Raw genomic sequence first — 24,845 nt, 5'->3', positions numbered from 1 at the left:
AGCTCTAACAAGTCCTTTATCAGAAGAAAAAAAAGAACCTGAAGAGAAGAAAATCAGTCACAATAATCAAACAAACCTACAGCCTGAAGAGGGGATTAGCAAAAAAGACACCGAACTTTCAACAAGCCAATTAACAGAGAAAAAGAAAAAAGAACAGCCTGACAATATAACACCTGTAAACAAAGAAAATGAAGAAAGCGAAAAATGTACAAAGCTAAACAAAGAAATAAAAAAAGAATGGAACCATAAAAGCAAGTCTATATATAAAAGACAATATGATAGCCTAAATGAGCACCTTCCTAAAACTATATTTACTGATGATTACAGTAAGCAATTTTTTTACTGCATAAAAAAGGGCAACTTAATTTGTCTAAGAGGAGTAATAAATAAGCTAGAAAAAATTGGATTAACAATTCAAGAAATACTAAGATTTAGAAATAAATTGGGTGATACTCCTCTAATTTATGCAGTGAAACAAGGTGAAATAGACACAGTTCGCTTTCTCTTATTACAAGGTGCTGATCCTAGAGTGGTTGATAATAATTTTAAGTCCCCTATTGAAATAGCAATCGAAAGGAAGCAGATCAACATAATAAACGCAATTGCCGAAATGATGCCATACCTTTTAGAGGATAAAGAAATAAACAATGAAGAAGATTCAGAGATGTATAACTTTGCTATAAAAACAAAAGAAAGCACCTGCGATGCAAAAGATAATTAGACTTTTGATATTAACTTTTCTAGTTGGTCATTTATGCTATGGAAATGAAATAGATGATGAAAAAAATCCAATCAATGATTTTTTAAGCGCTCTGCACGATGTAAAATACGTATCTTACAATAAAAAAGATTTCGCTAAATTTTTAGTACATTGTAAGAAAGCAGGCATACCACAAGATTTTAAGAAAGGTTTTGGCTCTAATTTGAATGGGGCTAATTTTAGTCAATTATATTTAAATAAATCTATTTTTGAGGGAGTAAGTTTAATTGGTGCTGATTTTTCTAACACCGATTTATCAGATGTGTCTTTTATCGATGTTGATTTACGTGGTGCTAATTTTTCCAATGCTAGTTTACATGGCGTTAAAATACAAGGCACAAATTTAAGTTTTTCAAAATTTGCGTCTACAAATCTAACAGAAATCATATTTGATCAATCTAATATCAGTTATGCTGATTTTGTCAATTCTAATCTCAACAAAGTAAGTATGCGTAATATAATTGGTTTGCATACCAAATTTTTGAATGTAAAAATGAATTTATCCTATTTATCAAACTCAAATGCTAGCTACATAAATTTTAGTGATAGTGAAATAAACGACACTGTTATGCAGAAGAATAATTTCGATAATGCAAGTTTCTTTGGAGTGGATGCACACAAGCTCAAGATACAATTCTCTTCACTAAAAAATGCTAATATATACGGTGCTAAAATAAAAAAATTGGATTTTACAGGTAGCAATCTTTCGAACGCCTATTTTAATGCTTCTATTATAGTTGATAGTAACTTTGAAAAAGCCAATTTAAGCAATTCACAAATTTCCTATGTGAAAGGGGATAATTCAAACTTCACTAAATCTATACTAAATGGTTCCAAGATGAAGCATACATATTTTTTAGAATCAGACCTTCAGGATGCTGACTTATCTAATATTGATTTTAGTTTTAGTGAATTGTATAAAGTTAACGCCTATAATGCTAACATTTGTCACGGAAAGTTTCATAATACTAAAGTTGTGAATTCTAACATGAATGGTTCGTTTTTTGACCATTCATTGTTTACTTCTGCAAAAATAGAAAATTCAGATCTTTGCACAACTTCAATGTATAAGACAAAAATTCAAGACTCTCAAATTTATAATAGTACTCTTTCCCACCATAGTATTGACTTCAGTGAGATAAAAAATTCAATATTCTTCAAATTATTAGCTGATAATTCGAGCTGGTCTAACTTAAAAGTCACTAATTCAAATTTTATTGAAAGTGATTTCAAATCCTCCGTGTTTTATAATAATACCTTTAGAAAGGCTGGTTTTTTTCTTAGCAATTTGAGTGATTCGACAATAAGTGATATGTCTTTTCTCTCTTCAAGCATATATAAAAGTTCAATTGCTGATATTCATTTAACAGATTGCAAATTTGATAATTCAATTTTGATTGACAATCAGGGACAGAGCAAAATTACAGGTCTAGAGAGTGCTATAACTTCAATTAAAGATCTGCAAGAGAAAATATCACAGGGTGAAAAATTTGATGTAAATTATTCTTACTTTGAGTTTAAAGACATGAATTTAGAAAATGCTAATTTTTCTAATTCAATATTAAGTAGAGCAAAGTTTGTAAACGTTGATTTGAATAAGGCAAATCTTGAAAAAGCCGATTTACGTTATACTGTCTTTGATAATTCCTCTCTTATTGATACCAGTTTATCAAATTCTAATTTAGAGGGCTCTAGTCTTTTAAACTTTGATTCAAAAAATACAAAGTCTTAAAAAAGCTCTATAATGTACTTGTTAAATAAAGAAAAATGACCGTAAAAAATGAGGGCATACTACTGATTCTATCCTCTCCTTCTGGAGCTGGAAAAACTACTATATCAGAAAAATTACTTGAGCAATCAACCGATTTAGTTATGTCTGTTTCTATGACTACACGCAAACCTCGTCCCGGTGAAGTAAATGGAAAAGACTATTTTTTCGTTACTGAAGAAAAGTTTCATGAACTATGTAAGGCTGATCAAATGCTTGAATATGCTAAAGTTTTTGAAAATTTTTACGGTATACCAAAAGATTTTATAGAACAAAACCTGAGTAGTGGCATAAGTATTTTACTGAATATAGATTGGCAAGGAGCATTTCATTTATTTGAAATATTAAGAGAAAAAGTTGTAAGTGTTTTTATACTACCTCCCTCAATGGAAGAGCTTAGACTGCGTCTACAAAGGCGTAATAGTGATGATGAAATTGAAATAGAGCGGAGATTAGCCGAAGCGAAAAAAGAGATAAGTAAAAGTAATAAATATGATTACGTAATCATTAATGATGATCTTAATAAAAGCGTAGAAGAAATAAAATCAATACTAAGTAAAGGAATGCTTAAAAAATTAGAAGAAAAACCAAGTTTGAAAGATCTATAAAAACATTGGTTTACCTCTTTCAGTAGCACTCATGCTTCACAGTTTAGCCACATTTGTTATTTTTTAAGATAAAATAGTTAAAATAGTAGACAAGCGTTAAAGTGGGGATTTTAATATGACAATAGATTTTCTAATAGAAACTAGTTTTCTGCCTTTTCATCTATATTTCGATAACATCTAGCTCAATTAAAAAGCTTAATCCAATTCGTTAACGCCAAATAGCTTTTAATATTGAGGTTTTAATATGAGTACAGATCTAAGTGTATTAGTTACTAATGCAAACAAACTAGGTGAATATATAAACAAAAATGAAAAACAAGAGCAAGATAAAAAAGACAAGCAATTATATAATATTATAGAGAGAAAGGTAAAAAAAGAAAAACATGATCATAAAAAACCAAGAAGTCAAGATGGAACACTCAAGGAATGTGAAAGGTTATTTAAGGAAGGCGCTAGTCCTGAAGTATTAACTAAATTAGAAGAGTCTTTTAGAGAACAGAGAAAATATCACAGATATTATGTCCAATGTTTCCTTCCAGTGCTAGGTGAAGTAATCGAACAATTAAAAAAAATATCAGATGAAACAAAAAACCAAGTAAGGCAAGCAATTTATGAAGTCACTAAAAGTCACTCTAATAAAAATCGCAAGGACAATGAGTCAGAAAGTGGTTACGGTAACAATTTTGAAAATGAAGTAAACGGAATATCAGATTCTGATAATAATGTTCAATTACTAAAAGTAATCAAAAATGAAGATAGCGTGAAATTTAAAAAATATCTAAAAGATTGCACGAATGTTAACAGCATAAAAGATGAAAAAGGAAATAATATTTTACATCTTATTGCATCGCTCGAAAAGGAACAGAAATACAAGTTTCTAGTTATCCTAGAAAAAAAGCTCACCAAGGAAAATCTAGCACAACTTGTTGATCTTGTTGATAGTGAAAATCAAGAAGGAAAGACTCCTTTTCAGGTAGCACTAATTAACAAGATAATAAAAGGGAAACATGATTCTCACACAATCCAAGATAACGATAAAACACTTAAGTTTCTTACAAAATTGCTAGAGTATGGAGCCAGCTCTGACAATTTAGGATTATCTACAAAAGAATTACAATACTTAAAAGAAGAGCAAAAGACATACTATTGTGATTTCTTAGAAAAATTAGCAAAGTCAGTAAAGAAACCTGAGTTAAAATCAGAAATAAGAACAAAAATCAAAAAAATTATGCCACATACCATAAATACTCCAGATAGTAATGATAATTATCAACTACATTTAGCAATTAAAGATAAAGATGAAAAATCTTTTAAGGAATTATTGAAAAAAGGAGCAGATATTAACCTTAAAGATGCCAATGGCAATAATGCTTTACACCATATTGCCTTGCTAATAGGGAAGAAAAAAGTTACATGCTTCAAATTAATATCAGCCTTAGTAAAAGAAAGAAAAATATCTGAAGATAAATTAGATGAAGCTATAAAAGCAACTAACAAGCAAGGAAATACACCTCTAGAATTAGCACTAAAGAAAAAAGCAGAAAAAAAAAGTATCGAATACCTATCGCAAGAAACAATTTTTGATTTAGCCACTAATTATGATAATACAACAAAGTTTTGTGCAGCATTATTACAAAACGGTGCTAACCCTGATTCTTTATGGTTAGAAGATCCAGAACTCCATACTAAAAAGTACTATTTAACTTTACGAGATCTAAAAGATTGTTCAAGCACTTCACAGAAAGCACATGAGAAAGCTAAAGAACTAAAAGAGAAGCTTGAGGAAAAATACCGCTGTGGAACTGCTTCGAAAAAATGTCAATCAGGCATTAAAAAGCTAGGTTCTGGTGTGAAAAAAGGAGCATCTGCTGTATGGAAATGCATTGATCCGGTCAGAAGAGCTAGTGTGTTATTAGCAATCACATTAGCAACTACTATTATTACAGTGGCAACACTTTCTTGCTTTCAAGGACAAATTGCAATTGGAACAGCGTTACCAATCATAGCTATAACAGGAGTAGTCTGTCTGATATTCACTTTGGAACTTAGCGGCATTAGGAAATATGTTAAAGAATTAACCAATGATCAGCAAACCAGTAAAGATAATCTTCAAACTGCAACACAACCTGAAAATGTTACTGAACAACAAAATTTAGCTAACAACTCAGCAGCACAAGAGCAGTCAGAACATACAGAGAGACCAGCTACTAAAATGAGATATATATCAGTACTACCATTTATAAATGAACTAGGTGAATTGACTAATAAATTCTCTTTTCCGGGTTGATAAAATCAATCTCATCGCTCAAAGTTTTTTCAGCAACTTTTTTATAGTCAATCTCTACACTGACTTGGTTTTTCTTTTCTTTAAGCCATGCCATAGTATGCTTCATCCAGTTTTTATCATCACGTTCAGGGAAATCTTCACGAGCATGAGCACCCCTGCTTTCCTCGCGATTAGCTGCGCATTCCATGGTAATAACTGCTTGTGGAACCATGTTGGCAAGCTCCAGCGCTTCAACCAAATCACTATTCCATATCATACTGCGATCTTCAACTGCAATGTCAGGCATCATTTTTGCTACTTCTTTTATAGCTTTTTTACCTTCCTCTAAAACTTCAGCAATACGGAATACCGATGCATATTTCTGCATAGTGTGCTGCATTTCACTTCGTATTTTTGCTACTTTGAATTGTCCAGAAGCAAATCTCATTTTATTAAATCTATCTACTATCAAGTCTGTGCAGTCTGAATGCAATTTTTTATGTGGTGTATTAGGTTTCAATTTTTCTTTTGCCCTAAGCGCGGCAGCTCTACCAAAAACCACAAGATCAAGAAGAGAGTTGGAACCTAGTCGATTTGCACCATGTACAGAAACACATGCTGCCTCTCCTATTGCAAATAATCCTTCTACCACTTCTTCTTTAGCTTTTTGCGACGTGATCACTTCCCCATGATAGTTGGTTGGAATACCTCCCATGTTATAGTGAACAGTAGGAATAACAGGTATCGGATCTTTAGTAACATCAACTCCTGCAAAGGTCTTTGCTGTTTCACTAATACCTGGCAATCTGAGCTTTATTACTTCCGGATCAAGATGAGCTATATTCAAGTATATGTGATCTTTCTTTGGCCCAACTCCCCTTCCCTCTCTAATTTCAATTGTCATTGCTCGACTTACTACATCACGAGAAGCCAAATCTTTTGCCTTTGGCGCATAACGTTCCATAAACTTCTCACCCTGAGAATTAACAAGGTACCCACCTTCACCGCGGCATCCTTCCGTCATCAAGCACCCTGAACCATATATTCCTGTTGGATGAAATTGCACAAACTCCATATCTTCAAGTGGCAACCCAGCTCTTACCACCATGCCATTACCATCACCTGTGCAGGTATGTGCACTTGTTGCAGAAAAATAAACACGTCCATAACCACCTGTTGCTATTACCACAAAATGTGCACGAAATCTATGCAACGTACCATTACACAGCGACCAAGCTATCACCCCACAGCATGTACCTTTGTCCATAATCAAATCTATTACAAAATATTCGACAAAAAATTCAGCGTTAAATTTAAGACATTGCTGATATAGAGTATGAAGAATTGCATGCCCAGTTTTATCTGCTGCTGCACAAGTACGCTGAGCCGATTTTCCTTTACCAAAGTGAGTTGTCATTCCACCAAAGGCACGCTGATATATTTTTCCATCTTCCGTACGAGAAAAGGGTACACCAAAATTTTCAAGTTCAATCACAGCTTTGGCAGCATTTTTACACATATACTCTATTGCATCTTGATCGCCAAGCCAGTCTGAACCTTTTATTGTATCATATGCATGCCAGCGCCAGTCATCTTCAGCAATATTACTCAAAGCTGCACTAATTCCTCCTTGCGCTGCAACCGTATGACTTCGTGTAGGGAAAATTTTAGAAATGCAGGCAACTGAAAAATTAGTTGCAGCCATTCCAAGTGTTGCTCTAAGCCCTGCTCCACCTGCACCCACTATCACAACATCATACTCATGCTCTATGACTTCATACGCTGACTTATCCATATCCACTTATTTTATCATCACAGGCTTATAATATCACAGAAGTAGAAAAAATCTATACAAGTTTTCTGGATGTAATCTTCTGAAACAAATCTATAGTAAAAGATGTAATAACAATCATAGGGCGTCATGAAAGTAGCTGACATTGGAATGACACCACCATAAAGGAATAAGTGCAGTTACTTACATGACATTGATGACTTATGCCTACTTAACTAGGTCTAAAATCGGACAGAAAAAGGTAATCTTGATAAAATTCATTGACAACAAGTTCTCTTGCATTTGAATTTTCCATTTGCACTTTTTTATATCGTAATTTATGGCTTATTGAATCTTTATATGAACTAACTGCTTTATATATCTTACTTACCTCTCCTGGAAAGATACCACCAACAATTATAACGCATAACCCTGCAACTGTTGCAAAAGCTAGAGTTAAACTTTGCCTCCAGCTAGCCTTTTTTTCTTGTGTACCAGCAGGACACAATTCACTTGACATTTCTTTTAGATACTCATGCCACATGTGATTGCAGTTTGTACATTTCACTTTTCTTCCAGATCCACCTATTTGCCTACGAGATACTAAGTAAGTTTTAGTACAATTATGACATTGTATTTTCATAGTGCTTACACATAATATAATATAAATCTGATATCAATATGTACGTAACAAATGAAAAACTTGCAACTAAAAAATTACAAGATAAGGTAGAAAGTATTTGGAAAGATAAAGAAAAACTTAACGACTATAATCTAAAACACGAAGCAAGATTAATAATTAAAGAGGTAATTGAGTTACTTGACAGTGGTAAAATTAGAGTAGCAGAAAAGCTGTCAAGTGGAGAATGGATAGTACATAAGTGGATAAAGCAGTCAATATTACTACATTTCCTCACTGAGGAAAGCAAAATAATAGACAACACCAATTGCTGGTTTGACAAAATCGGTAGTAAGTTTAGTGAATGGAATGAAGAAAAATTTTGCCATTCAAAAATTAGAGCAGTTCCTGGGTGTTTTGTCCGCCAATCTGCTTACATAGGTAAAAATGTTGTTCTAATGCCAAGCTTTATCAACGTTGGTGCATACATTGATTCTGGCACAATGGTAGATACTTGGTCAACAGTTGGTAGTTGTGCACAAATAGGGAAAAACTGCCATATTTCCGGTGGAGTGGGAATAGGCGGAGTTCTTGAGCCCATTCAAGCTTCTCCAGTCATTATAGAAGATAATTGCTTCATTGGAGCGCGTAGTGAGGTAGCCGAAGGTGTTATAATAAGAGAAGGATCAGTCCTTGGCATGGGTGTGTTTATTGGAGCATCAACAAAAATTATTGACAGAGAAACAAGTAAGGTATTTTATGGTGAAGTACCACCTTGCTCTGTAGTTATACCGGGATCTACTCCACCTAAAAATAACATTTCAACCTATTGTGCAGTTATAGTAAAAAAAGTGGACGAGAAGACGAGATCAAAAACTTCTATAAATGAAATATTGAGAACCTAACTACTTGCAGTCATTTTTTTTATCATTATTACTAACTACAGTAATAGCATATGCACATAATTCTGAGAAAGAGATTCCATTTTCTTTAGATAACTTATATAATTTTTGCAGACTTTCTTTAACTCTATTAGGTATGTTTCCTCCACGCTCCTTTGCAAGCCAGGAATCTTGATAGTGAATTGGATGAGTATCACTCTTTGGATCTCCTATGTATATTGCAAAAGGTGAACTTTGCCCTTTGAAATCACACTGTACAGTAAATTTTTTTATAGACTCAACCATTTAAAAACCTCTGCTTTTCTTTTTAACCGATTTTATAGAAGGTACAAGAGGTGGTTTTTTGATAAAATCTTGCCTATTGAAAACAATTTTTTCCCCTTCTAAAGCTCTGCTAATATCAGCTCTGCTCAATTGTGACTCTTTTGCTAACCTCATTCCATGCTTTACCATAACATCAGCATATTCTAACACTTTTTTTACTAACTCTAGGTCACCATTCAGCATTTTAACTAATGCTTGAAATACCTCCGCTAAAGTTAATCCATCAGCACCTACAATCTTATTTTCTATAAAACTGACAACTTCTTCAAATTTATATTCAACACCATCATCTTGAGGTACAAGGGTAACATAATCCGTATCTTGACTATTCATAACCAAAGCACTATCGCCTTTAAACTTATATTATATATATAAATACTCCACTATTTTATAGTATGGCATGCTATAGTTAAACATTTATTAATAATATGCTTACTTATATACACGAATTAATTGATAAAAGCCAAGGATCAATATCCATCAGTAATTTTATGAATGCTGCTCTATATCATAAAGAGTACGGCTATTACATGAATAAATTACCACTTGGCAAAGATGGTGACTTCATTACTGCACCTGAAATTAGTCAGCTATTTGGTGAAACAATTGCAGTGTGGATAATGAATACATGGGAAAAATTAGGAAAGCCATCAAAATTTTCTCTAGTTGAACTTGGACCAGGTAAAGGAACACTTATTCGTGATGTAATAAGAGTCACCAAAAAATATAGCTGTTTTTTTAGCTCAATGGACATTCATCTAGTTGAGATAAGCCCTATTTTACAGAAAATACAAAAGGGGAAATTAAAGGGATTAGATATTAATTGGTACACAGATGTCGACAACTTACCAAATCAGCCAACTATTTTTTTTGCAAATGAGTTATTTGACGCCCTTCCAATTGACCAATTTATTTATCGTGATGAGCAGTGGTATGAAAATAGAGTAATAAAACAAGATGATGGCAGTCTTTCATTGTTACTCCAGTGCTTAACCAGACCAAAAACTCAATTCCAGTCTGGAATGACAGGGGGTTTAAATGGTGCAGTAGTGGAAGTATGCCTAGCCGGAATCGAAATATTAAAGAAACTTGAGAATAAGATAGTCAATAACGGAGGAGCTGCCCTGATTATAGATTATGGTTATGTATATCCTAAATATAAGAGCACTTTGCAATCGATAAGGCAGCATAAATATACTAATTTTCTTGAAAACGTCGGTAATAGTGACATCACTGCACTTGTGAACTTTCAATCATTAAACGATTCATTAATGCACGTAAATTGTGAGATTTTGACTCAAAGAGAATTTTTACACCTTTTTGGTATAAAGGAAAGAGCACAAGCTTTAATGAAAAATGCAAGTAATGAACAGAAGAATAAGATCTTCAGTGAATTTTTAAGGTTAACTGAAAATATGGGTACTCTCTTTAAGGTAATGCTGATTCACCATTTGTAGTCTTGTGTAGTTCTTATGTTAAACATACAAATACTAGAAAATTTACAGAATAAAAAAGGTAAAAAAACGTATCTGTTCAGCAGAGTAGCAAAATAAGATAGACAGATAAGACTATCATAGGAACAAATAGGTGTCATACAAGTAGCTGACATTGGCATTACAACAAAAAAATTTACTCAAATGACACCCTTTTGATGCACAATTTTTTGTGCATCACGTACTGATTTTCATCTAAGACGATGTCATGCCAGTGCGTGACACTTGCATCCAGCCTTTTCGCGCAAAAGACGTTGTAAAGTATTTACCAACTTAGTTGGATCCCAGCTGGTATGACACTTGGTTGTGCAAGAAATCTATTGTCAAAAAAAATTACTTCCTCATATTTTTAGTCTGATTATAATGACAATTAGAGATATTTTAAGAGCTCAAAATATATCTTTGTCTGCAGACTTTCAGTTAACTTTTCAATAAAAAACGTAGAGTATCTTTTTCAGCGTATACGCACTTCTGTCATATGTGCGCTGCATTTTTTTCTAAACTTTTTATACAGGAGGATTTTATGTCCAGAATTCCAGATACTTGACCTTTACTTTAGCTAATAAAAGTCGCCTGTGATTTTTATAAAGAAAGTGTAGGAAATAAACAAAAACTGTTTCCAGGCATAAATTTGCCATGTATACCTAAAAAGTAATTATATTAGCATAATATTCATACTTATATGCCAACATTAGTATTCTTTGAATGGAATATGAAATTAATGTTGAAAAAATATGTACCAAAAAATTTATGTGGGATCTATGCGTAAGCTCAAATTGCATGACACCATTTATTTTTATGGTTTTGTCTATTTTATTTTGCCAATCTGCTAAACGGATACATTTAATTCTATTTTTATTTAGCTTAGTTCCCCTGTTGTACTTAAATATAAATCAGCATAGCCCTAATTTTTTTATATATTTTACTTCTTTCTCCATATTTAACAATAGGCTTGAAAATAAACGGTAAACCTATAATTGTTAAGCTTAGAGCTAGGATTGAAAGTACACACAAGGCTTTGTGTTTACTATGCATCTTTTTCAAGTAAAGCATCAAAAACCTACAAAATTTTTTTTCATTTTCTTCAAAATTTTTTTTGCTACGAGCCTTGTCAATAAATAATCCTATTATAGTATAATCTTTACTATACTTAATTGCCCCTTTTTCTATCAATAGCTGAGCTATATCAAAATAATCCTTTTGAATAGTAAGATGTATAGGTGAAAAACCTTGTTGATCACAAATATTCATATTGGCTTTTACTGCTAACAACATTCTTACAATTTCTACATGGCCTTTTTTAGCTGCAAGTAGCAGAGGAGTTCTGTTGCATCTAGTGACGGCATTAACGTTTACCTTAAGCTCCAATAAGAACTTAACTGCTTTAGTATCACCATTATAGCTAGCTTTATGTAACCTGGTGTTACCTCTATAATCTTGGTCATCTACTTCTATTCCCTTTGAGACAAGAAATGTTACCATTTGCCTATTATTATGCTTAATAGCGCAATCCAGTGCATCAAAACCATGTTTGTTTTTTGTGCAAATAAACTCTTTTAACCTAGCTTTTGCTTGCTTTACAATAAGCTTTACCAGTTGCATTTTGTTGTTATATGCTGCTAGAAAAAGCGTAGTATTATTTTCTGCATCTTTTGCTTCTATGTTTGCACCTTTTTTTATCAGATATTCTATAATCTCTGCTCTACTTTCATAATGTGTAGTACATTGATAAATGTTCAAAAATAAAGGAGTACGAAAGTTATTATCTTCACATTCAAGATTTGCTCCGCTATCAATTAAAATCTGGACGCTCTTTTTAGAACCGTATAGTGAAGCTATGTGAAGAGGAGTATAGCCTTCCTCAGCATCTCTTTCATTAATTTTTGCGCCTTTTGTTATTAAAAAATCCATTAATTCTGTGTCATCTTGTAGTGTGGCAAGGTAAAGTGGAGTAAATCCATTTTTGTCTCTAGAATTAATTGTCGGTTGATTAACAAGAAGTTTAGCAATTTTTTTGTGTCCATGCATAATAGCATAATGCAGTGGATTTCTATTTTCATTGTCCACAACATTAAAGTCAGCTTCGTGCTCTAATAATGATTTTACTCCAACTAAATTGCCTTCTTTTATAAACTTATGTAAGAGAGTGACTCCGCTTACATCTTTTGAGTTAATATCAAATCCACTTTCTACCAATTGATGTATGTCTTCCTCACACGCCATACCATTTTAATTAAACCCTTTTCGCATTAACAATACTCCCACTTAATTAAGTTTGAATGAATCTGTAAGAGATATATCACAATTTATTGAAGTTACTAAATTCAGATATATTAAAGTCCACAATTTCCCGAATATAGAAATATTTATTTTTATACATTTGCCCTATTTCTTGTCATCCCAGTACATTCTTTTTTTGTCATCCCCAAGTAGCCCCATCTCACACTACTGTCATCCCAGTGCCCAGACATCAGCCTTTCTTACCAACAAAAACTTAGCATAACTTGTGTTCTCAAAAAATTTCTGGATTCCAGTTTCAAGCACTGATCTTCAATCTACGTACATCTCTGTATCACGCACTGAAATGACACCCTGAAGCTTTAGCTATAAATATTAAGCAAACAAAAAAAAGGCAAAAGAAGCTTCACGGAGATAGTTGCTCCACTCTTTTTACTTGATGCTGTTCAAGTAGGTCACTTGGATGTAGTAAAATACTTAGTAGAAATAGCAAACGCAGGTGTTAATTATGTAGTTAGCACTCCTAGTCTACCTCACTTTGACTATGAAAAAACCGCTCTAATGTTTGCTGCTAAAAGTAGTCATTTTGTATAGTTTTATCCAACTCAGACGTAGTTTAACCCTAGATTAACTAATTTATCCTTTGCAATTGTAATAAGGTCTATAAACTACTGCAAATCCAAATTTCTATTTGATCTTATATTCTTATTATAATAACCTCTACGGATCACACAGCATTAGTCGTGTATCTGAACAGATACTTTTGTACATGGATCAGCTTTATGTGTATCAATTCTGCCTACTTCAAGTTTCCAGCAAAACTACTCTCTAATGTATTGCGTTCAACCAAGTTCTTTGTTAAGGTCACTGTTAGTGGATGTTCAATTGTCTTAACATAAAAATCAAGGCAGCTTTAGATACAAATACGAGTAACTCGTATAAGTAAAGAGGCTATAAGAAGTTTCTTATCATTCTATTCAAACGGATTTTAAACTTTTGAAATGTCATGACATTATTGATACGTTTGTCAAGAAACGACAGGGTATCTACAAAATCTTCTGAATAATCATTGATAAAAAAAAGTATCGTACTTAAGTACACTCCAGCTAATATTGCTCTTTTTGTATAGTAGTTAAAATCTGTTGATTGATCATGAATGCCATACCAAATCGCGCTAACAGTTCTGTACAAGAGTTTACTAGAAAAATATGTATTTTGGGGTAATATAGAGAATGATAAAACATTTTTTAAAAACTCTCTGTAACTTTGTAACTTAGCATAGTTTGAAAGGCGTATTTGGACAGCTAACTTTATCCGCTCTCTTACCTTCATATCTTCTAAGTTGGAATTCCAAAGTTCAGTTTCCATTGAGATATTTAAGTCCTCTGCTATGTACTCCAAAGCACTATATATTCCATTTTGAAATTTACAAAAACTATTGGCTAGGTTAAGGTTCTTGCACACTTTCAATAAGGTTGCGTCACTTATTCCTTCAAATGGAATAACCTTAATCAGCTCATCTACTATTAACTTTTTTTCCATACAATACTATACTAAACATCACATATAATTGTACTTGAGATCTTCAAACATTCTGCAAAATGCTTCACCACGCTCTTCAAAATTTTTCCACTGATCAAAAGAAGAACATGCAGGAGAAAGTAATATCGCTACTTCTTCTTTGCTATTTGTGGCCTCTTCAAAAGCCAGTTTAAATGCGTTTTCTAGATTATAGCACTTCATATAATCTATTTTGTTCTCCATAATGTTTGCAAAAACTTCAGTTGATTCTCCAATAAGAAAAGCTTTTTTAATCTTGGTGAAATACTTGATTAATGATTCTATTCCGCCTTTTTTGCTTTTTCCGCCAACAATCCAATATATGTTTTTATAAGATAAAATTGCCTTTTCGGTCGATTCTGCATTGGTTGCTTTGCTATCGTTGATAAAAAGTACATTATGTATTTTGCCAAGAAATTCATTTCTGTGTTTTAACCCTGGAAAGGATTTGATTTCATTGACAATAGTGCTGCTATCTACTCCAAGTAACTTGCACACAGCGTGTGCAGCTACTATATTTTCTACATTGGATACTAGGTTTACTTTCATATCACTCATTGATAAGTTGTGATTCTCTAGTTTTAGCGAGATCTCCTGAATCTCAGTACTCCTTTTGTCATCCAAGTAGCTGACACTGGGATCCAGATAATTTCGATCTATACCAGTAATCTGTTCACTATAATCAAGCAAATTGTTATCTGCCAATGATATTAGATCTCTTGCACTACCCTCTATCATCTGAGTAGTTGGCAATGGTTTTTCTTTTCTGGTCATACGCTGGAATGACACCAGGTAATATGTTACTGAAATTGGAATTTTGTTCCCAGTAAATTTATTGAATACATCAGCGGTAATTTTGTTATCACATCCTATCACGGCAATCTTGCTACTGTTTATCAGTTTTAATTTAGTTGCTATGTAGTTATTCATACTTCCATGTCTATCTATGTGGTCTGGTGTGATGTTGAGCAATACAGAAATGTCTACATTAATTTTATTTATTAGCTCCAATTGAAAAGAGGAGAATTCAATTACATAAATTTCTGCATCTCTTTCTAAATCCAAAATAGGCACACCTAAATTCCCGCCAATAGCTACTTTTTTCCCTATGGATTTTAATATGTGCCCTATTAGTGACGTGGTGGTTGATTTGCCATTTGTTCCGGTGATGCCTACAACCTTCTGGCTTGTAGTTTTAGTTTCGAGAAATAGCTCAATGTCTGATTTTATTTTGCAGTCAAAGCTTCTCGCAAGTTTTACTACCCAATGCGTTGGTATTGGCACTCCAGGGCTCAAAACCAGTGTGCTTATCTCATGCCAATTATACTTATTGGGATGAATATAGTTACACTCTTTATATATCTTTTTTGCATTTGCTATTTGCTCTTTATTATCATCCCATGCATATATTTTTGCACTGCTTTTTGTTAGAGAATTAATAACGGACAAACCAGTTTTACCAAGGCCGAAAACCGCAACACTTTGATTTTTGTATTTGTTTAGTTGCACTTCTAGATAACTTATGCGAACCATTTTATCAAGATATAATACAAACTATAATGACTTCTTCCATAGTTTTTGGCAGTGCTTAACTTTATTGTCACGACCTTAGCCAATAGAAAACTCCTTGAAACATTTTGCCAACTCCCTTACCATGATATGTATAACAATGTTACAAAAATAACATCATAAAATTCAATACGATAATTTCTAGAAAACCCCTACATACTAAAAAAAGCAAAATGCTGTTAAAATTAGCTTAAGAATAAATAGCAAACATCTGACATAACAATTCTATTTGTAAATCAGGTGAGACTTATCCTATAGAAAGCTTTCGAACTACAGACCTACTGCGAAACGTTATGGAACTAATTGAAGGATGAGTTAGGTCAACAGGAGGATCGATAAAACTCATGTTTGAGGTTTACCAGACCAGCAATTATGTTAAATCTCATGTTGTATTTCTTCTGAAAATTGCGATAGGTATGCGACATGATTTTAAAAACCTTAATTTCACGAATTTTATGCTCTACTCTCATTCCAAATGATTCCAGATTTCGATTGTGCTCTTTTTGATCATCGGTCAGCGATTTTTTCGATACCTTTTATATGGAATTACAATGTTACTCTGCAATTTTTCCCACCCTTGATAACCATAATCAGCATACTTTATACTCTCTTTTAGCAACATTTTTCCTGTTTTCGTATCTTAAAATCATGAATTCGACCTCTGTGTGACTTTGACACTGATAGAATTTGTCCATCGTCTCTTATAATGATTTACATTTTCATTGTGTTTAATCTTTTCTTTCCGGAGTAAGAAAATTTTCTTTTCTTCCTATCTTTTGGCAGTTGTATTGCTTATACTGTAACATCTGCTAATATCTTCAAAATTCTTTCTGGAGTCATAGTTATTTCCTTTTTTATTGAGATTTTTTTTAGCCAAAAGAGGTTCTATTTTTTTTTGAGTAATCGGCAGATGTTTGAGTTATGTAAGTTGAATGGGTAGCTCAAGAATCGGTGCGTTATGTAAGTTCAATAATATAGAATTATACAGAGTATTTTATCTTCCAATACAGGCAATCTTGACATGGCATTTCTTCTGTCTTGAACTTCTTCCCACTCTGGGTGCACTCTTTCTACAACCTTTTCGAATTCTTCTATTTTCAAACCTATTACATCTCCAAAATTTCTCGGACATTCCTTTAGATTATGGTAATTTAAGCTCATCTTCCCTCTCTATTCTCTTGCTATACCTCCTATTTTATAACCATTCCCTCTCTTTTGCAGCAGGTTTATAGAAGTTACATCATTTTTTAGAAGGCACCGAGTAAATTTTGTAGCAGTAACACAGATATTTGACAAAAATACGCCAATGGAAAAATTTGTACAAACAGTGTTATCAGGTGCAGCACAACTAGAAAGAGAGATGATAGTCGAGAGAGTAAAAAACAAAATAGCAACATCAAAAGAACAAGGCTTATCGATTGGTGGAACTTTGCCACTTGGGTATGATGTAAAAGATAAAGAATTAATAATGAGTGAGAAAGAAGCGAAAATAGTAGGGCATATATTTGAAAGATATTTGGAGCTGAAGTCAATGGCAGAACTAGCAAGGGAATTAAATAGTCAAGGTTACAGAACAAAATCGGATATCTTAAAAAAAGCAACGGTGAGAAGAATAATAACAAATCCAATATATGTGGGAAAAATCAGACATTATGAGAAAGAGTATGAGGGAAAGCATGAAGCAATAATAAAAGAGGAAAAATGGCAAAAAGCGCAGGCATTGATAAAGAATCAACCATATAGAAAAGCAAAATATGAGGAAGCGCTACTTAGGGGAATAATTAAGTGCAGGAGCTGTGATGTAAACATGACTCTGACATACTCAAAAAAAGAGAATAAAAGGTATCGATTATTTAATTAACTTTATTACGTGTGCAATAATCATTTAAGGGAAAAGGGTTGTAAATCAGGAAGCCGAAATGTAATAGCTGGAGAAGTGGAAAAAGAAGTAATGAAGAGAGCGGAGCAGATATGTGAAAAATGGGGAAAATAGTGGAAAAATTTAAGCTTTGGAAAACAGAAATAAGCAGTGAAAAAGTTAATAAATAAAGTAATGGTGAAAGGAGAAGGAATAGAAGTGCACTCTGAATCAGAGGAAAATTTATACCAATAAAGAAGAAAGGAAATAAATGCACAGTAGTAGAACCAGAAGGAAAAACAAATAATGCGCTACTGAAAGCAGTGGTAAGAGCCCATTCCTGGAAATGACAAATAGAAGAGGGAAATATGAAAGTGTGAAGGAACCAAGCGCCAAAATTAATATCGGTACAAGACGTATACAACAAATTTTAAGATTTAATTATTTAGCTCCGAAGATTAAAGAAGATATAGTAAATGGGAGACATCCAAGGGGTTTGAAATTAGCTGATTTAAGAGAAATACCGATGCTGTGAAGTGAGCAAAGGGAGAAATTTTACTGCTCAGCGTCGTAACGTTTATAAAAACAACAATATGAAAAAATATTGAAAAAAGTATATGCCAGAAAATTAAAAAAGGTTATTGCAAGAGGAGCTAATGCAAAGGGCAACACAAAAAGATGTTGAAATTGATATAGAAAAGTAAGTCAATGTTACGGAATCAATTATGTAAAAATATCAATATAAATAATTGAGATTTTAGCATAATGGATGCAAGAGTGGTAGAAAATGATCTAAAATCTATAAATTATAGTAGTTTATATTTAAATAATAATCTTTAACCTTTATGGCAAATTAATCTACCTAGAAACTTCTCTCCCAGGATCAGAAGTCCTTCTTAATTCTTCACGTTCTTTCCATTTGTTGTTAGACTCCTTTATTACTTCAGGACGCATTAATCCACCAGATCTTTCAAAATATCCCTGTTCAATAGCATTGTAGACCCAGTAGTTACCAAGCTCGCAATCATTGCCTAACTCTTCTTCGCGACCTTTGAATTTTTCTAATATTTCTTCTCTATTACTCACTTCTACTATAATTTTGCTTTTATTCTGTACGTCAGGATATAGCCTAACTTCTATATTTCCCAAACTAGTATAGAAAGTTAATTCTATACTGCTACCTTCTGTAAGATCTGTGTAATTCCTTATGCCATTTTCAGTTCTAATTTCTACTTCACTTTTACCGATCTTTACTATATTTCTTCCACATTTTACATCTCCATCGGTTATACCTAAATCCCTTAACCCATCTGTTATCTTTGTAATATCTATTTTACTATCTTTAGAATATTCTAAGTAAAAAACGGAGTTGTCTATTCTTACATCTTTTAGCTTTCTATTGGTTGCACTTTTTGCGATTTCAATAAACTTATGAGAATTGCTAACATAATCCATATAAGCTTTTTTCAGATTAGTTTTATGCTCCTTAAATTCTGATATCAGTGCGTTAGCATCAACTGTATTACCAAACACTGCCCCTTTTGATACTAATTGACATATTATACTACTAGAAACTTTAGGATTTTTTTCCAACTCACTGATTTTTTTCATCACATAATCAGTAAAAGTGTACTCATTACCTAAAAAGAAATCTTGTGAAAGAGAATAGTTTAATCGTACACCAGACTTTACAGCATCGTTTACAATCTTTTCAAGTTCAGCCATGTTTTGAGCTCGAAATACCTTATAAGAAAACTCATTTAACTCCTCCTTTTGATTTGAAGTTAAATTAACGAGTAATTTACTGACCTGTCCTTCCTTTTGCTGACGATAAATATTCATAGGATGATCTAATGCTCCTGCTTCTAAAAATATCTTTCTTAACTCTTGAATAAGGCCTTCATTGTCCCAAGAAAAAAGATCGACATAAGAAAATACTTTTGATATACCCATTCCTTGCCGAATATTTAGCACCACTTTTAGGTCTGAATCTCCTTTATGCTTACTTAAAAACTCCTTTAAATTTTTGGTGCAGTCTGAATCGAGTACAAGTAAGTCATACAATTCCTTATTCATCTCTTTCTGTTTATCAGTTAAAAATAATTCTTCAACATCATAGTGGAGTTTATTAGTTGCTATTTGTTTTGGAGTTCTCCCCTTTCTACTTGTTATATTAGGGTTAGCTCCTTTCAAGAGAAGAGAGTTTGCATTATCGTAATGACCTTTAGAAGCAGCAAGGTATAGTGGTGTTTTTCCTTTATTATCTTGTATGTTAGGATCTGCACCTGCTTCTAGGAGTAAATCTATAGCCTGATTTCCTGTGCGACGAAATCCACCAATATTTTCTCCTGCAATCCCATGCAATACTGTTGATTGAGATTCTCCTCTTTTTAGGTCAAGAATTACTTTTAAATCTTTATTGTTTTTATTATCATGTAAAAATCCTTCAAGTGGCTGAGTATTATCAAATGAACCACAGTTAGAAGCTAAGTGTTTTAGAGCACTAAGTAACTTTTTGTTTAAAATTTTTTGACTTGGTGTAAGATCGTGATCCAGAGCAAGCCAAACACAAATCTGTTCATTTAATCCAAGTTTGCTATCTATCAAAGACGGTGGTTCATTATAGTTTCTAACTGATGGTAAAGCTCCTAAGTACCACATATCATTCATCAGTTCATTTAAAAAATGCTCTTTAGATAATAAATGTTCTATAATGGATTCATATTCAAAATCAGATGGTTCTGGTTTGGATTTTGGTTTTAGTAGATTGATGATAGATTTTACTATCCCGTTAAATTCACCCATACTTATCACTCAAGCTAAGATAAATAATGTATTATGTACAATATGTAACATTAAGTCAATAACCATAATCTTTTTACTACCACGTCGTTAAGTCAACATTATTAGTCAATATCGCTTTTGCAACTTCAATCTTTCCTTCTTTTTTGGCATCATCAAGCTTTTGAGCAAGAGCAGCTTGTTCATCACGAATACTCTTGGTCTCCTATTCATATGCTATAAACTCTTTTTCTGACCAGTTAAATCTGTTTAGCTCTTCATACTCTCTTTTAATTGATCAAGTTTCTTCTTGTCATTATCACTTATCTTTTTTATTGTTGTCTTTATCACTAGGACACAGATGAATACTGATCTCTCCTACTTCAGTGGTAAAAGACATTTCAATGACATCTCCCGATAATTCTGTATAATTTCTCCTTCCTCCTACATTTTCAACTCTAATTATACTGTTTCCAATTTGAAGTATACCAATGTTTAGATTTAAATCTTTAGCTTTTTGATTATTGAATATCCTTGCAACTTCAACAATACTATTTTGTGGATAATCTATGCAAAAATATCCATTATCTATTTCTAGTCCAAAGTCATGCCCATCAATTTGCTCACTTTTATTTAAAATACTTTCAAGTGCTAATTCCTTAAGCTTTAAAAGGTTTTCGGATCGTTTACTCAAAGTGTCTAAATCTGAATAAATTATGTTCACAAAATCTTCATGCTCTTCGTCGCTCGATCTATTTAAAGATGCACCTTCTGATATTACCTGAAATATTTTGCTCTTGTGTAAGAACTCATGAATTCGAGTAGTTTCAGCATATAAATATAGCTTTTGAAATGTGTCAGCTATACGATCTATCAAGGACATACCAGACTTATATGGAAAAGTGAACATTATTCCTTGTTCCAGTGCTGCGCTTATAACTTTATCAAATTCTTTTTCGCACTCCTCATACTCTTCTTCACTACCAGAGCAACCTAAAATGTCTAGATAATCATGAATCTTATTTATTTTTTGCCAAATACTTTCATACTTTTCTTCTTCTCTTGTATTCAGCTTTACCTTTGTTAGAGAAAAAGAGTCTTTTTGACGGATTAAAAGAAAAGTATCTTTTCCTTTTTCTTTGCGGTTTATCTCGTCAGTATAGAATAGTTGACTATAACAACCACCAAAACTTTCATCATAATCAGGGCAAGGGCTAACATTGTCTTCTCTTACGTTTTCTTTGTTTATTTCATCTGCAAGAGACACTTCATTACCAATATAGAAATTTTTCTGTTTTAAACTCTCGTTTTCCTTCTGCAGACTACTTAATTCTGCAAATAGCTCTTTATAATCTGATAAATAAATATACAATTGATCTCTTATGTCACTAAGTTCCTTCTTTGTTTCTAGTATCTGATTTTCATGATGACCTTTCAAATTCTCTATACTGTTTATCAGCATTGTACTTTCTTTTCTTACTCTGTTTAACTCAGCTTCAGTCAAACCCAGTTTTTGATGTAACTCTTTATTTATTTTGTCTGTTAACTTAATTTCATTCTTTGCCTCTTTTAATTGGTTATTTAAGTTCTGAGTTACATCACTTTTGTTCTTAATTTCTAATAATAATATTCCTACTTTATGTTTTAGCTGTTCGATTTCTTGATCATTTTCAGTTAAACTTCTTATACTTTTTTGTAATTTAACTTCAAGCTTTTTAGTTTTTTCTTCTAGGTTTTGCATTTCTCTGGAAAGTTCACTTACTTCCTCTTCTACCATTTTCTTATAGTGTTTTTGTAACTCTATATTTTTTTTAAGATCAAAATTTTCCTGTTGTAGATTTTCTATTTTGCTTTCTAAACTATCTGTTAGAGGATTTATCTTTCAATGTAAGAATATGTGATAGACACAACTTAATCTAACAAGTAAGTTATAAGAACCTTTATTAATCACACGTATATTTATTACAATTTTAGACAAAGAAGATAATAATAATCCTAATATACTTAATCTACGTGTAAGAAACTAGCAGGAAACCCAAAATGCTCCAATAGAAACACCAAATGATTCAAATGAGCTCTTTTGAGCTAAAATAAAGCCAAGTAATACTGAAGAAGAAAAATTCATCATACTTAAAAACCATAAGTATAGTAGTAAATTTTTTAGAAACTATCTTAAGATATCAACTTAATAACCCCAGTTATGGATTAGAAAGTAGAATTAATAAAGAGAGGAATAGGGTAAACTCAGGTATTTTAGCAAAAATTAAGAGGTTACCTATAAAGAAAGATATTTTACTGTTTCATATAAGATATTTGTCACATTGCTGATGAAAAACTTTCAGAAAAGCTTCTATCAAGTGGCAAAAAAAACAAGAATACCTGAAATTACCGTGCCAGAAATACTTACTATAATCTTACTCTACCACCAATCGCCGCGCAAAAATTTCAAGTTTTTTACTTGAGTTATCTTAAATTATTGTACAGTTCTGAGTTTTCAAAACCCCCTTACTATCATAGATTTATTGCTCTAAAACCAGGGTTTTATGGTATTTGGCAATGCTTTTGCAGTGGTTCTGCGAGCAAGCAAACACTCTATAGTGATACAACTGCAATCGCTGTTTGCCACGCAAAAAGGATCGCAAAAAACAAAGTTTTCAAAGAGTTGGCAAATATAGGAAAGACTACCTATGTTCGGTTTTAAATTGCATCTGGTAATCAATGAAATAGGCGAAGTTCAAGTTATTAAGCTAACTAAAGGCAGCGTTGACGACAGAAAACCTGCACCAAATTTGACTAAAAAATTGACAGGACTTTTGTTCGGAGATAAAGAAGAAGGACCTCTTTGAGAAACTCTTCGATAGAGGTCTAAAACTCGCCACTAAAGTGAAAAAAGGCATGAAAAACACACTAATTTCTTTAAAAGAGAAGATTCTATTAAGAAAAATGTTGATTATTGAGACAGTTTTGGTTGTTTGAAAAATAAATTTGAGCTTCGGCACAGATCTCCCATAAGTTTTTGGTACATATTTTTCAACATTAGTTTCGTATTCCATGCAGTCGAAAAAGCCCTCTATTTCTAAGCTTTATTGACTTGGATAATCCATAACTGGGGTTTCAATAGGTTATAAGTGGTGAAAATATGGCTATCTATATAGATATGGCTTTCTTATAACAGTCTGAATACGATAAGATATCTGTTGATGGCTATAGCAGGCAAGTAGCATATTACGATCTGTTCGGATTATTGTAAAAAGAGCTATAAATGATTTATTTGACTAGGTAAAAAGCTCTGTAAGTGGATTGTTAAGTTCTAAACCTGAGAGCACTCCAAGTCCAATCTCACAAGTAAATGCAAAAATGGATGTAAATGGTACGATAATGTTACTTGACATGCTCATTAGAAAAGTTATAGATCAAAAGTATGTTTGTATAGAAGAAAAGTTAGGCAAACTTAGGCAAGCTATAGACTCTCAAGTAAGCGCTCCGCCAGAAAAATCTGTTGCTAATGTAGGTGGTTTTACTATAAATAATTTACCAATTATATTACTTAATTCATACGGTAGTTTATCCCATAGTAATTTGTTCAAAAGAAGTATAATAGAAACCTTCTATCAAGCAAAAGTTGCTAATATTGATACAATCTTGGGATAAGTAATTTTTATGTTTTTTTTGAATTGCTTAAAATTTTGATGAAAAAGATCTCTCTAATTTTATAGGAGCAATATTTGGTAAGCTCACTGCTGAAGACTTGAATAGTACATTATTACGAAATTGTGCACTAATGTATTTAGATGACAGTGTTATAATTAAAAATCTAGAAGAAGATGTTGTCAAAAATAATAAAAAGGTAAAAATAGGTTACAAACAATCAAAGAAAAAGATGAGTATAAAACGTTATCAAAAGATACTACTGTAGAGAATGCACAAAAAATAAGTGTCTCATTTTGGCTGTTCTTGTTACGTCTTAGGAATGGTTATTACGGTTTGTTTGGAAATAGTAGTAGTAGGAATAGCAGTTAACGTTTGTAGTTTATGTTGTTTGATTATTCCTTTGCAGGCATATACCACTATGATAGATCTTCAAGTACACTTGAGAGTAGCAGTGCTCAAGGGATTAATACATCTCTAGAAATCGCGCATCACATTTAGGCTAGACCAAGAAACCATAAAACGCACTCTTCTCGTGTGTGCTGTTTTTGGGTGTTGAAAGTAGCTATATTATTCAAATTTATTGGTATTACATGTTAAGAAATCAATACTTGTTCATCCATGATTATACTGCTACTTTATTCAAACCATTTGTATACCTTTTTAAGTATTAATATCAG

At 32.5% G+C, this 24,845-nt stretch carries 18 protein-coding genes and 4 pseudogenes; 11 read left to right on the top strand and 11 right to left on the bottom strand.

What is annotated here, in order from left to right; translation table 11 throughout:
- The 4 genes from wTpre_RS05530 to wTpre_RS05515 form a co-directional block, all read left to right on the top strand.
- A partial coding sequence (locus wTpre_RS05530; protein WP_068652696.1) for an ankyrin repeat domain-containing protein occupies positions 1-721 on the top strand: 721 nt, incomplete at its 5' end.
- Positions 705-2,492, top strand: coding sequence for a pentapeptide repeat-containing protein (locus wTpre_RS05525; protein WP_068652552.1), 1,788 nt, complete (start codon positions 705-707; stop codon positions 2,490-2,492). The genes wTpre_RS05530 and wTpre_RS05525, both read left to right, overlap by 17 nt.
- A 35-nt stretch (positions 2,493-2,527) precedes the next feature.
- Positions 2,528-3,136 (top strand): guanylate kinase, encoded by a 609-nt coding sequence (gene gmk / locus wTpre_RS05520; protein ID WP_068652550.1) that lies wholly within the window; start codon positions 2,528-2,530, stop codon positions 3,134-3,136.
- 244 nt (positions 3,137-3,380) lie between these two features.
- The gene (locus wTpre_RS05515; RefSeq protein ID WP_068652548.1) at positions 3,381-5,423 is read left to right on the top strand and encodes an ankyrin repeat domain-containing protein; all 2,043 of its coding nucleotides are present in this window, start codon (positions 3,381-3,383) and stop codon (positions 5,421-5,423) included.
- On the opposite strand, the gene sdhA is transcribed toward wTpre_RS05515, so the two are convergent.
- Both sdhA and wTpre_RS05505 read right to left on the bottom strand, forming a co-directional pair.
- Positions 5,398-7,197 (bottom strand): succinate dehydrogenase flavoprotein subunit, encoded by a 1,800-nt coding sequence (sdhA, locus tag wTpre_RS05510; RefSeq protein ID WP_068652546.1) that lies wholly within the window; start codon positions 7,195-7,197, stop codon positions 5,398-5,400. The two genes, wTpre_RS05515 and sdhA, sit on opposite strands and share 26 nt — an antisense overlap.
- 208 nt (positions 7,198-7,405) lie before the next feature.
- The gene (locus wTpre_RS05505; protein ID WP_068652544.1) at positions 7,406-7,816 is read right to left on the bottom strand and encodes a zinc-ribbon domain-containing protein; all 411 of its coding nucleotides are present in this window, start codon (positions 7,814-7,816) and stop codon (positions 7,406-7,408) included.
- Positions 7,817-7,854: 38 nt separating this feature from the next.
- Here wTpre_RS05505 and dapD point away from each other — a divergent pair, with 38 nt between their 5' ends.
- Positions 7,855-8,697, top strand: coding sequence for a 2,3,4,5-tetrahydropyridine-2,6-dicarboxylate N-succinyltransferase (dapD, locus tag wTpre_RS05500; RefSeq protein WP_068652542.1), 843 nt, complete (start codon positions 7,855-7,857; stop codon positions 8,695-8,697).
- Here the strand turns inward: dapD and wTpre_RS05495 are convergent, their stop codons facing one another.
- The gene (locus tag wTpre_RS05495) at positions 8,698-8,979 is read right to left on the bottom strand and encodes a DUF2610 domain-containing protein (RefSeq protein WP_010406917.1); all 282 of its coding nucleotides are present in this window, start codon (positions 8,977-8,979) and stop codon (positions 8,698-8,700) included.
- Positions 8,980-9,351 carry a hypothetical protein gene (locus tag wTpre_RS05490; protein ID WP_068652540.1) on the bottom strand — a complete coding sequence of 124 codons (372 nt, stop codon included), beginning with the start codon at positions 9,349-9,351 and terminating at the stop codon, positions 8,980-8,982. It lies immediately after the preceding gene.
- A 95-nt stretch (positions 9,352-9,446) separates the two neighbouring features.
- Here wTpre_RS05490 and wTpre_RS05485 point away from each other — a divergent pair, with 95 nt between their 5' ends.
- Positions 9,447-10,475, top strand: a complete 1,029-nt coding sequence (locus wTpre_RS05485; protein ID WP_068652538.1) for a class I SAM-dependent methyltransferase — start codon at positions 9,447-9,449, stop codon at positions 10,473-10,475.
- Between the two features lie 918 nt (positions 10,476-11,393).
- On the opposite strand, the gene wTpre_RS05475 is transcribed toward wTpre_RS05485, so the two are convergent.
- Positions 11,394-12,734 carry an ankyrin repeat domain-containing protein gene (locus wTpre_RS05475; protein WP_068652536.1) on the bottom strand — a complete coding sequence of 447 codons (1,341 nt, stop codon included), beginning with the start codon at positions 12,732-12,734 and terminating at the stop codon, positions 11,394-11,396.
- A gap of 387 nt (positions 12,735-13,121) precedes the next feature.
- Here wTpre_RS05475 and wTpre_RS07335 point away from each other — a divergent pair, with 387 nt between their 5' ends.
- Positions 13,122-13,343, top strand: a complete 222-nt coding sequence (locus wTpre_RS07335; RefSeq protein WP_157055030.1) for a hypothetical protein — start codon at positions 13,122-13,124, stop codon at positions 13,341-13,343.
- A 357-nt stretch (positions 13,344-13,700) separates the two neighbouring features.
- Here wTpre_RS07335 and wTpre_RS05465 read toward each other — a convergent pair whose 3' ends face one another.
- The 3 genes and pseudogenes from wTpre_RS05465 to wTpre_RS05750 all read right to left on the bottom strand — a co-directional run bounded on the left by wTpre_RS05465 (position 13,701) and on the right by wTpre_RS05750 (position 17,039).
- Positions 13,701-14,291 (bottom strand): COQ9 family protein, encoded by a 591-nt coding sequence (locus wTpre_RS05465; protein ID WP_068652534.1) that lies wholly within the window; start codon positions 14,289-14,291, stop codon positions 13,701-13,703.
- An 18-nt stretch (positions 14,292-14,309) separates the two neighbouring features.
- Positions 14,310-15,842 (bottom strand): UDP-N-acetylmuramoyl-L-alanine--D-glutamate ligase, encoded by a 1,533-nt coding sequence (murD, locus tag wTpre_RS05460; RefSeq protein ID WP_068652532.1) that lies wholly within the window; start codon positions 15,840-15,842, stop codon positions 14,310-14,312.
- Between the two features lie 356 nt (positions 15,843-16,198).
- Positions 16,199-17,039, bottom strand: a pseudogene (locus wTpre_RS05750) (transposase family protein).
- A gap of 67 nt (positions 17,040-17,106) precedes the next feature.
- Here wTpre_RS05750 and wTpre_RS05455 point away from each other — a divergent pair.
- Positions 17,107-18,271 (top strand): annotated as a pseudogene (locus tag wTpre_RS05455) (recombinase family protein); the annotation flags it as partial.
- A gap of 323 nt (positions 18,272-18,594) precedes the next feature.
- Here wTpre_RS05455 and wTpre_RS05450 read toward each other — a convergent pair.
- From wTpre_RS05450 to wTpre_RS05440, 3 genes and pseudogenes are all read right to left on the bottom strand, one after another.
- Positions 18,595-20,541 carry an ankyrin repeat domain-containing protein gene (locus tag wTpre_RS05450; RefSeq protein ID WP_068652528.1) on the bottom strand — a complete coding sequence of 649 codons (1,947 nt, stop codon included), beginning with the start codon at positions 20,539-20,541 and terminating at the stop codon, positions 18,595-18,597.
- A gap of 76 nt (positions 20,542-20,617) precedes the next feature.
- Positions 20,618-20,812 (bottom strand): annotated as a pseudogene (locus wTpre_RS07105) (Rpn family recombination-promoting nuclease/putative transposase); the annotation flags it as partial.
- Positions 20,813-20,836: 24 nt separating this feature from the next.
- Positions 20,837-22,294 (bottom strand): hypothetical protein, encoded by a 1,458-nt coding sequence (locus wTpre_RS05440; protein ID WP_068652526.1) that lies wholly within the window; start codon positions 22,292-22,294, stop codon positions 20,837-20,839.
- Between the two features lie 534 nt (positions 22,295-22,828).
- Between wTpre_RS05440 and wTpre_RS05435 the strand changes: the two are divergent.
- The 3 genes and pseudogenes from wTpre_RS05435 to wTpre_RS05740 all read left to right on the top strand — a co-directional run bounded on the left by wTpre_RS05435 (position 22,829) and on the right by wTpre_RS05740 (position 24,433).
- Positions 22,829-23,607, top strand: a pseudogene (locus wTpre_RS05435) (IS982 family transposase).
- Between the two features lie 210 nt (positions 23,608-23,817).
- Complete coding sequence (locus wTpre_RS05430; protein WP_068652524.1) at positions 23,818-24,168, top strand: hypothetical protein; 351 nt, start codon at positions 23,818-23,820, stop codon at positions 24,166-24,168.
- Between the two features lie 97 nt (positions 24,169-24,265).
- Entirely contained in the window at positions 24,266-24,433 is a 168-nt protein-coding gene (locus wTpre_RS05740; RefSeq protein WP_157055024.1) for a hypothetical protein, read from the top strand.
- Positions 24,434-24,845: the final 412 nt, after the last annotated feature.

Source organism: Wolbachia endosymbiont of Trichogramma pretiosum, from assembly GCF_001439985.1.
Lineage (GTDB): Bacteria > Pseudomonadota > Alphaproteobacteria > Rickettsiales > Anaplasmataceae > Wolbachia.
Note: the sequence above shows the minus strand (reverse complement) of the source record. Positions and strands in the feature narration are given on the sequence as shown.

Coding starts and splice junctions, on each gene's coding strand:
- dapD (WP_068652542.1), top strand. CDS start 7,855: ATGTACGTAACAAATGAAAAACTTGCAACTAAAAAATTACAAGATAAG.
- wTpre_RS05490 (WP_068652540.1), bottom strand. CDS start 9,351: ATGAATAGTCAAGATACGGATTATGTTACCCTTGTACCTCAAGATGAT.
- gmk (WP_068652550.1), top strand. CDS start 2,528: ATGACCGTAAAAAATGAGGGCATACTACTGATTCTATCCTCTCCTTCT.
- wTpre_RS05440 (WP_068652526.1), bottom strand. CDS start 22,294: ATGGTAGAAGAGGAAGTAAGTGAACTTTCCAGAGAAATGCAAAACCTA.
- sdhA (WP_068652546.1), bottom strand. CDS start 7,197: ATGGATAAGTCAGCGTATGAAGTCATAGAGCATGAGTATGATGTTGTG.
- wTpre_RS05465 (WP_068652534.1), bottom strand. CDS start 14,291: ATGGAAAAAAAGTTAATAGTAGATGAGCTGATTAAGGTTATTCCATTT.
- wTpre_RS05450 (WP_068652528.1), bottom strand. CDS start 20,541: ATGGGTGAATTTAACGGGATAGTAAAATCTATCATCAATCTACTAAAA.
- murD (WP_068652532.1), bottom strand. CDS start 15,842: ATGGTTCGCATAAGTTATCTAGAAGTGCAACTAAACAAATACAAAAAT.
- wTpre_RS05485 (WP_068652538.1), top strand. CDS start 9,447: ATGCTTACTTATATACACGAATTAATTGATAAAAGCCAAGGATCAATA.
- wTpre_RS05505 (WP_068652544.1), bottom strand. CDS start 7,816: ATGAAAATACAATGTCATAATTGTACTAAAACTTACTTAGTATCTCGT.
- wTpre_RS05475 (WP_068652536.1), bottom strand. CDS start 12,734: ATGGCGTGTGAGGAAGACATACATCAATTGGTAGAAAGTGGATTTGAT.
- wTpre_RS05515 (WP_068652548.1), top strand. CDS start 3,381: ATGAGTACAGATCTAAGTGTATTAGTTACTAATGCAAACAAACTAGGT.
- wTpre_RS05495 (WP_010406917.1), bottom strand. CDS start 8,979: ATGGTTGAGTCTATAAAAAAATTTACTGTACAGTGTGATTTCAAAGGG.
- wTpre_RS05525 (WP_068652552.1), top strand. CDS start 705: ATGCAAAAGATAATTAGACTTTTGATATTAACTTTTCTAGTTGGTCAT.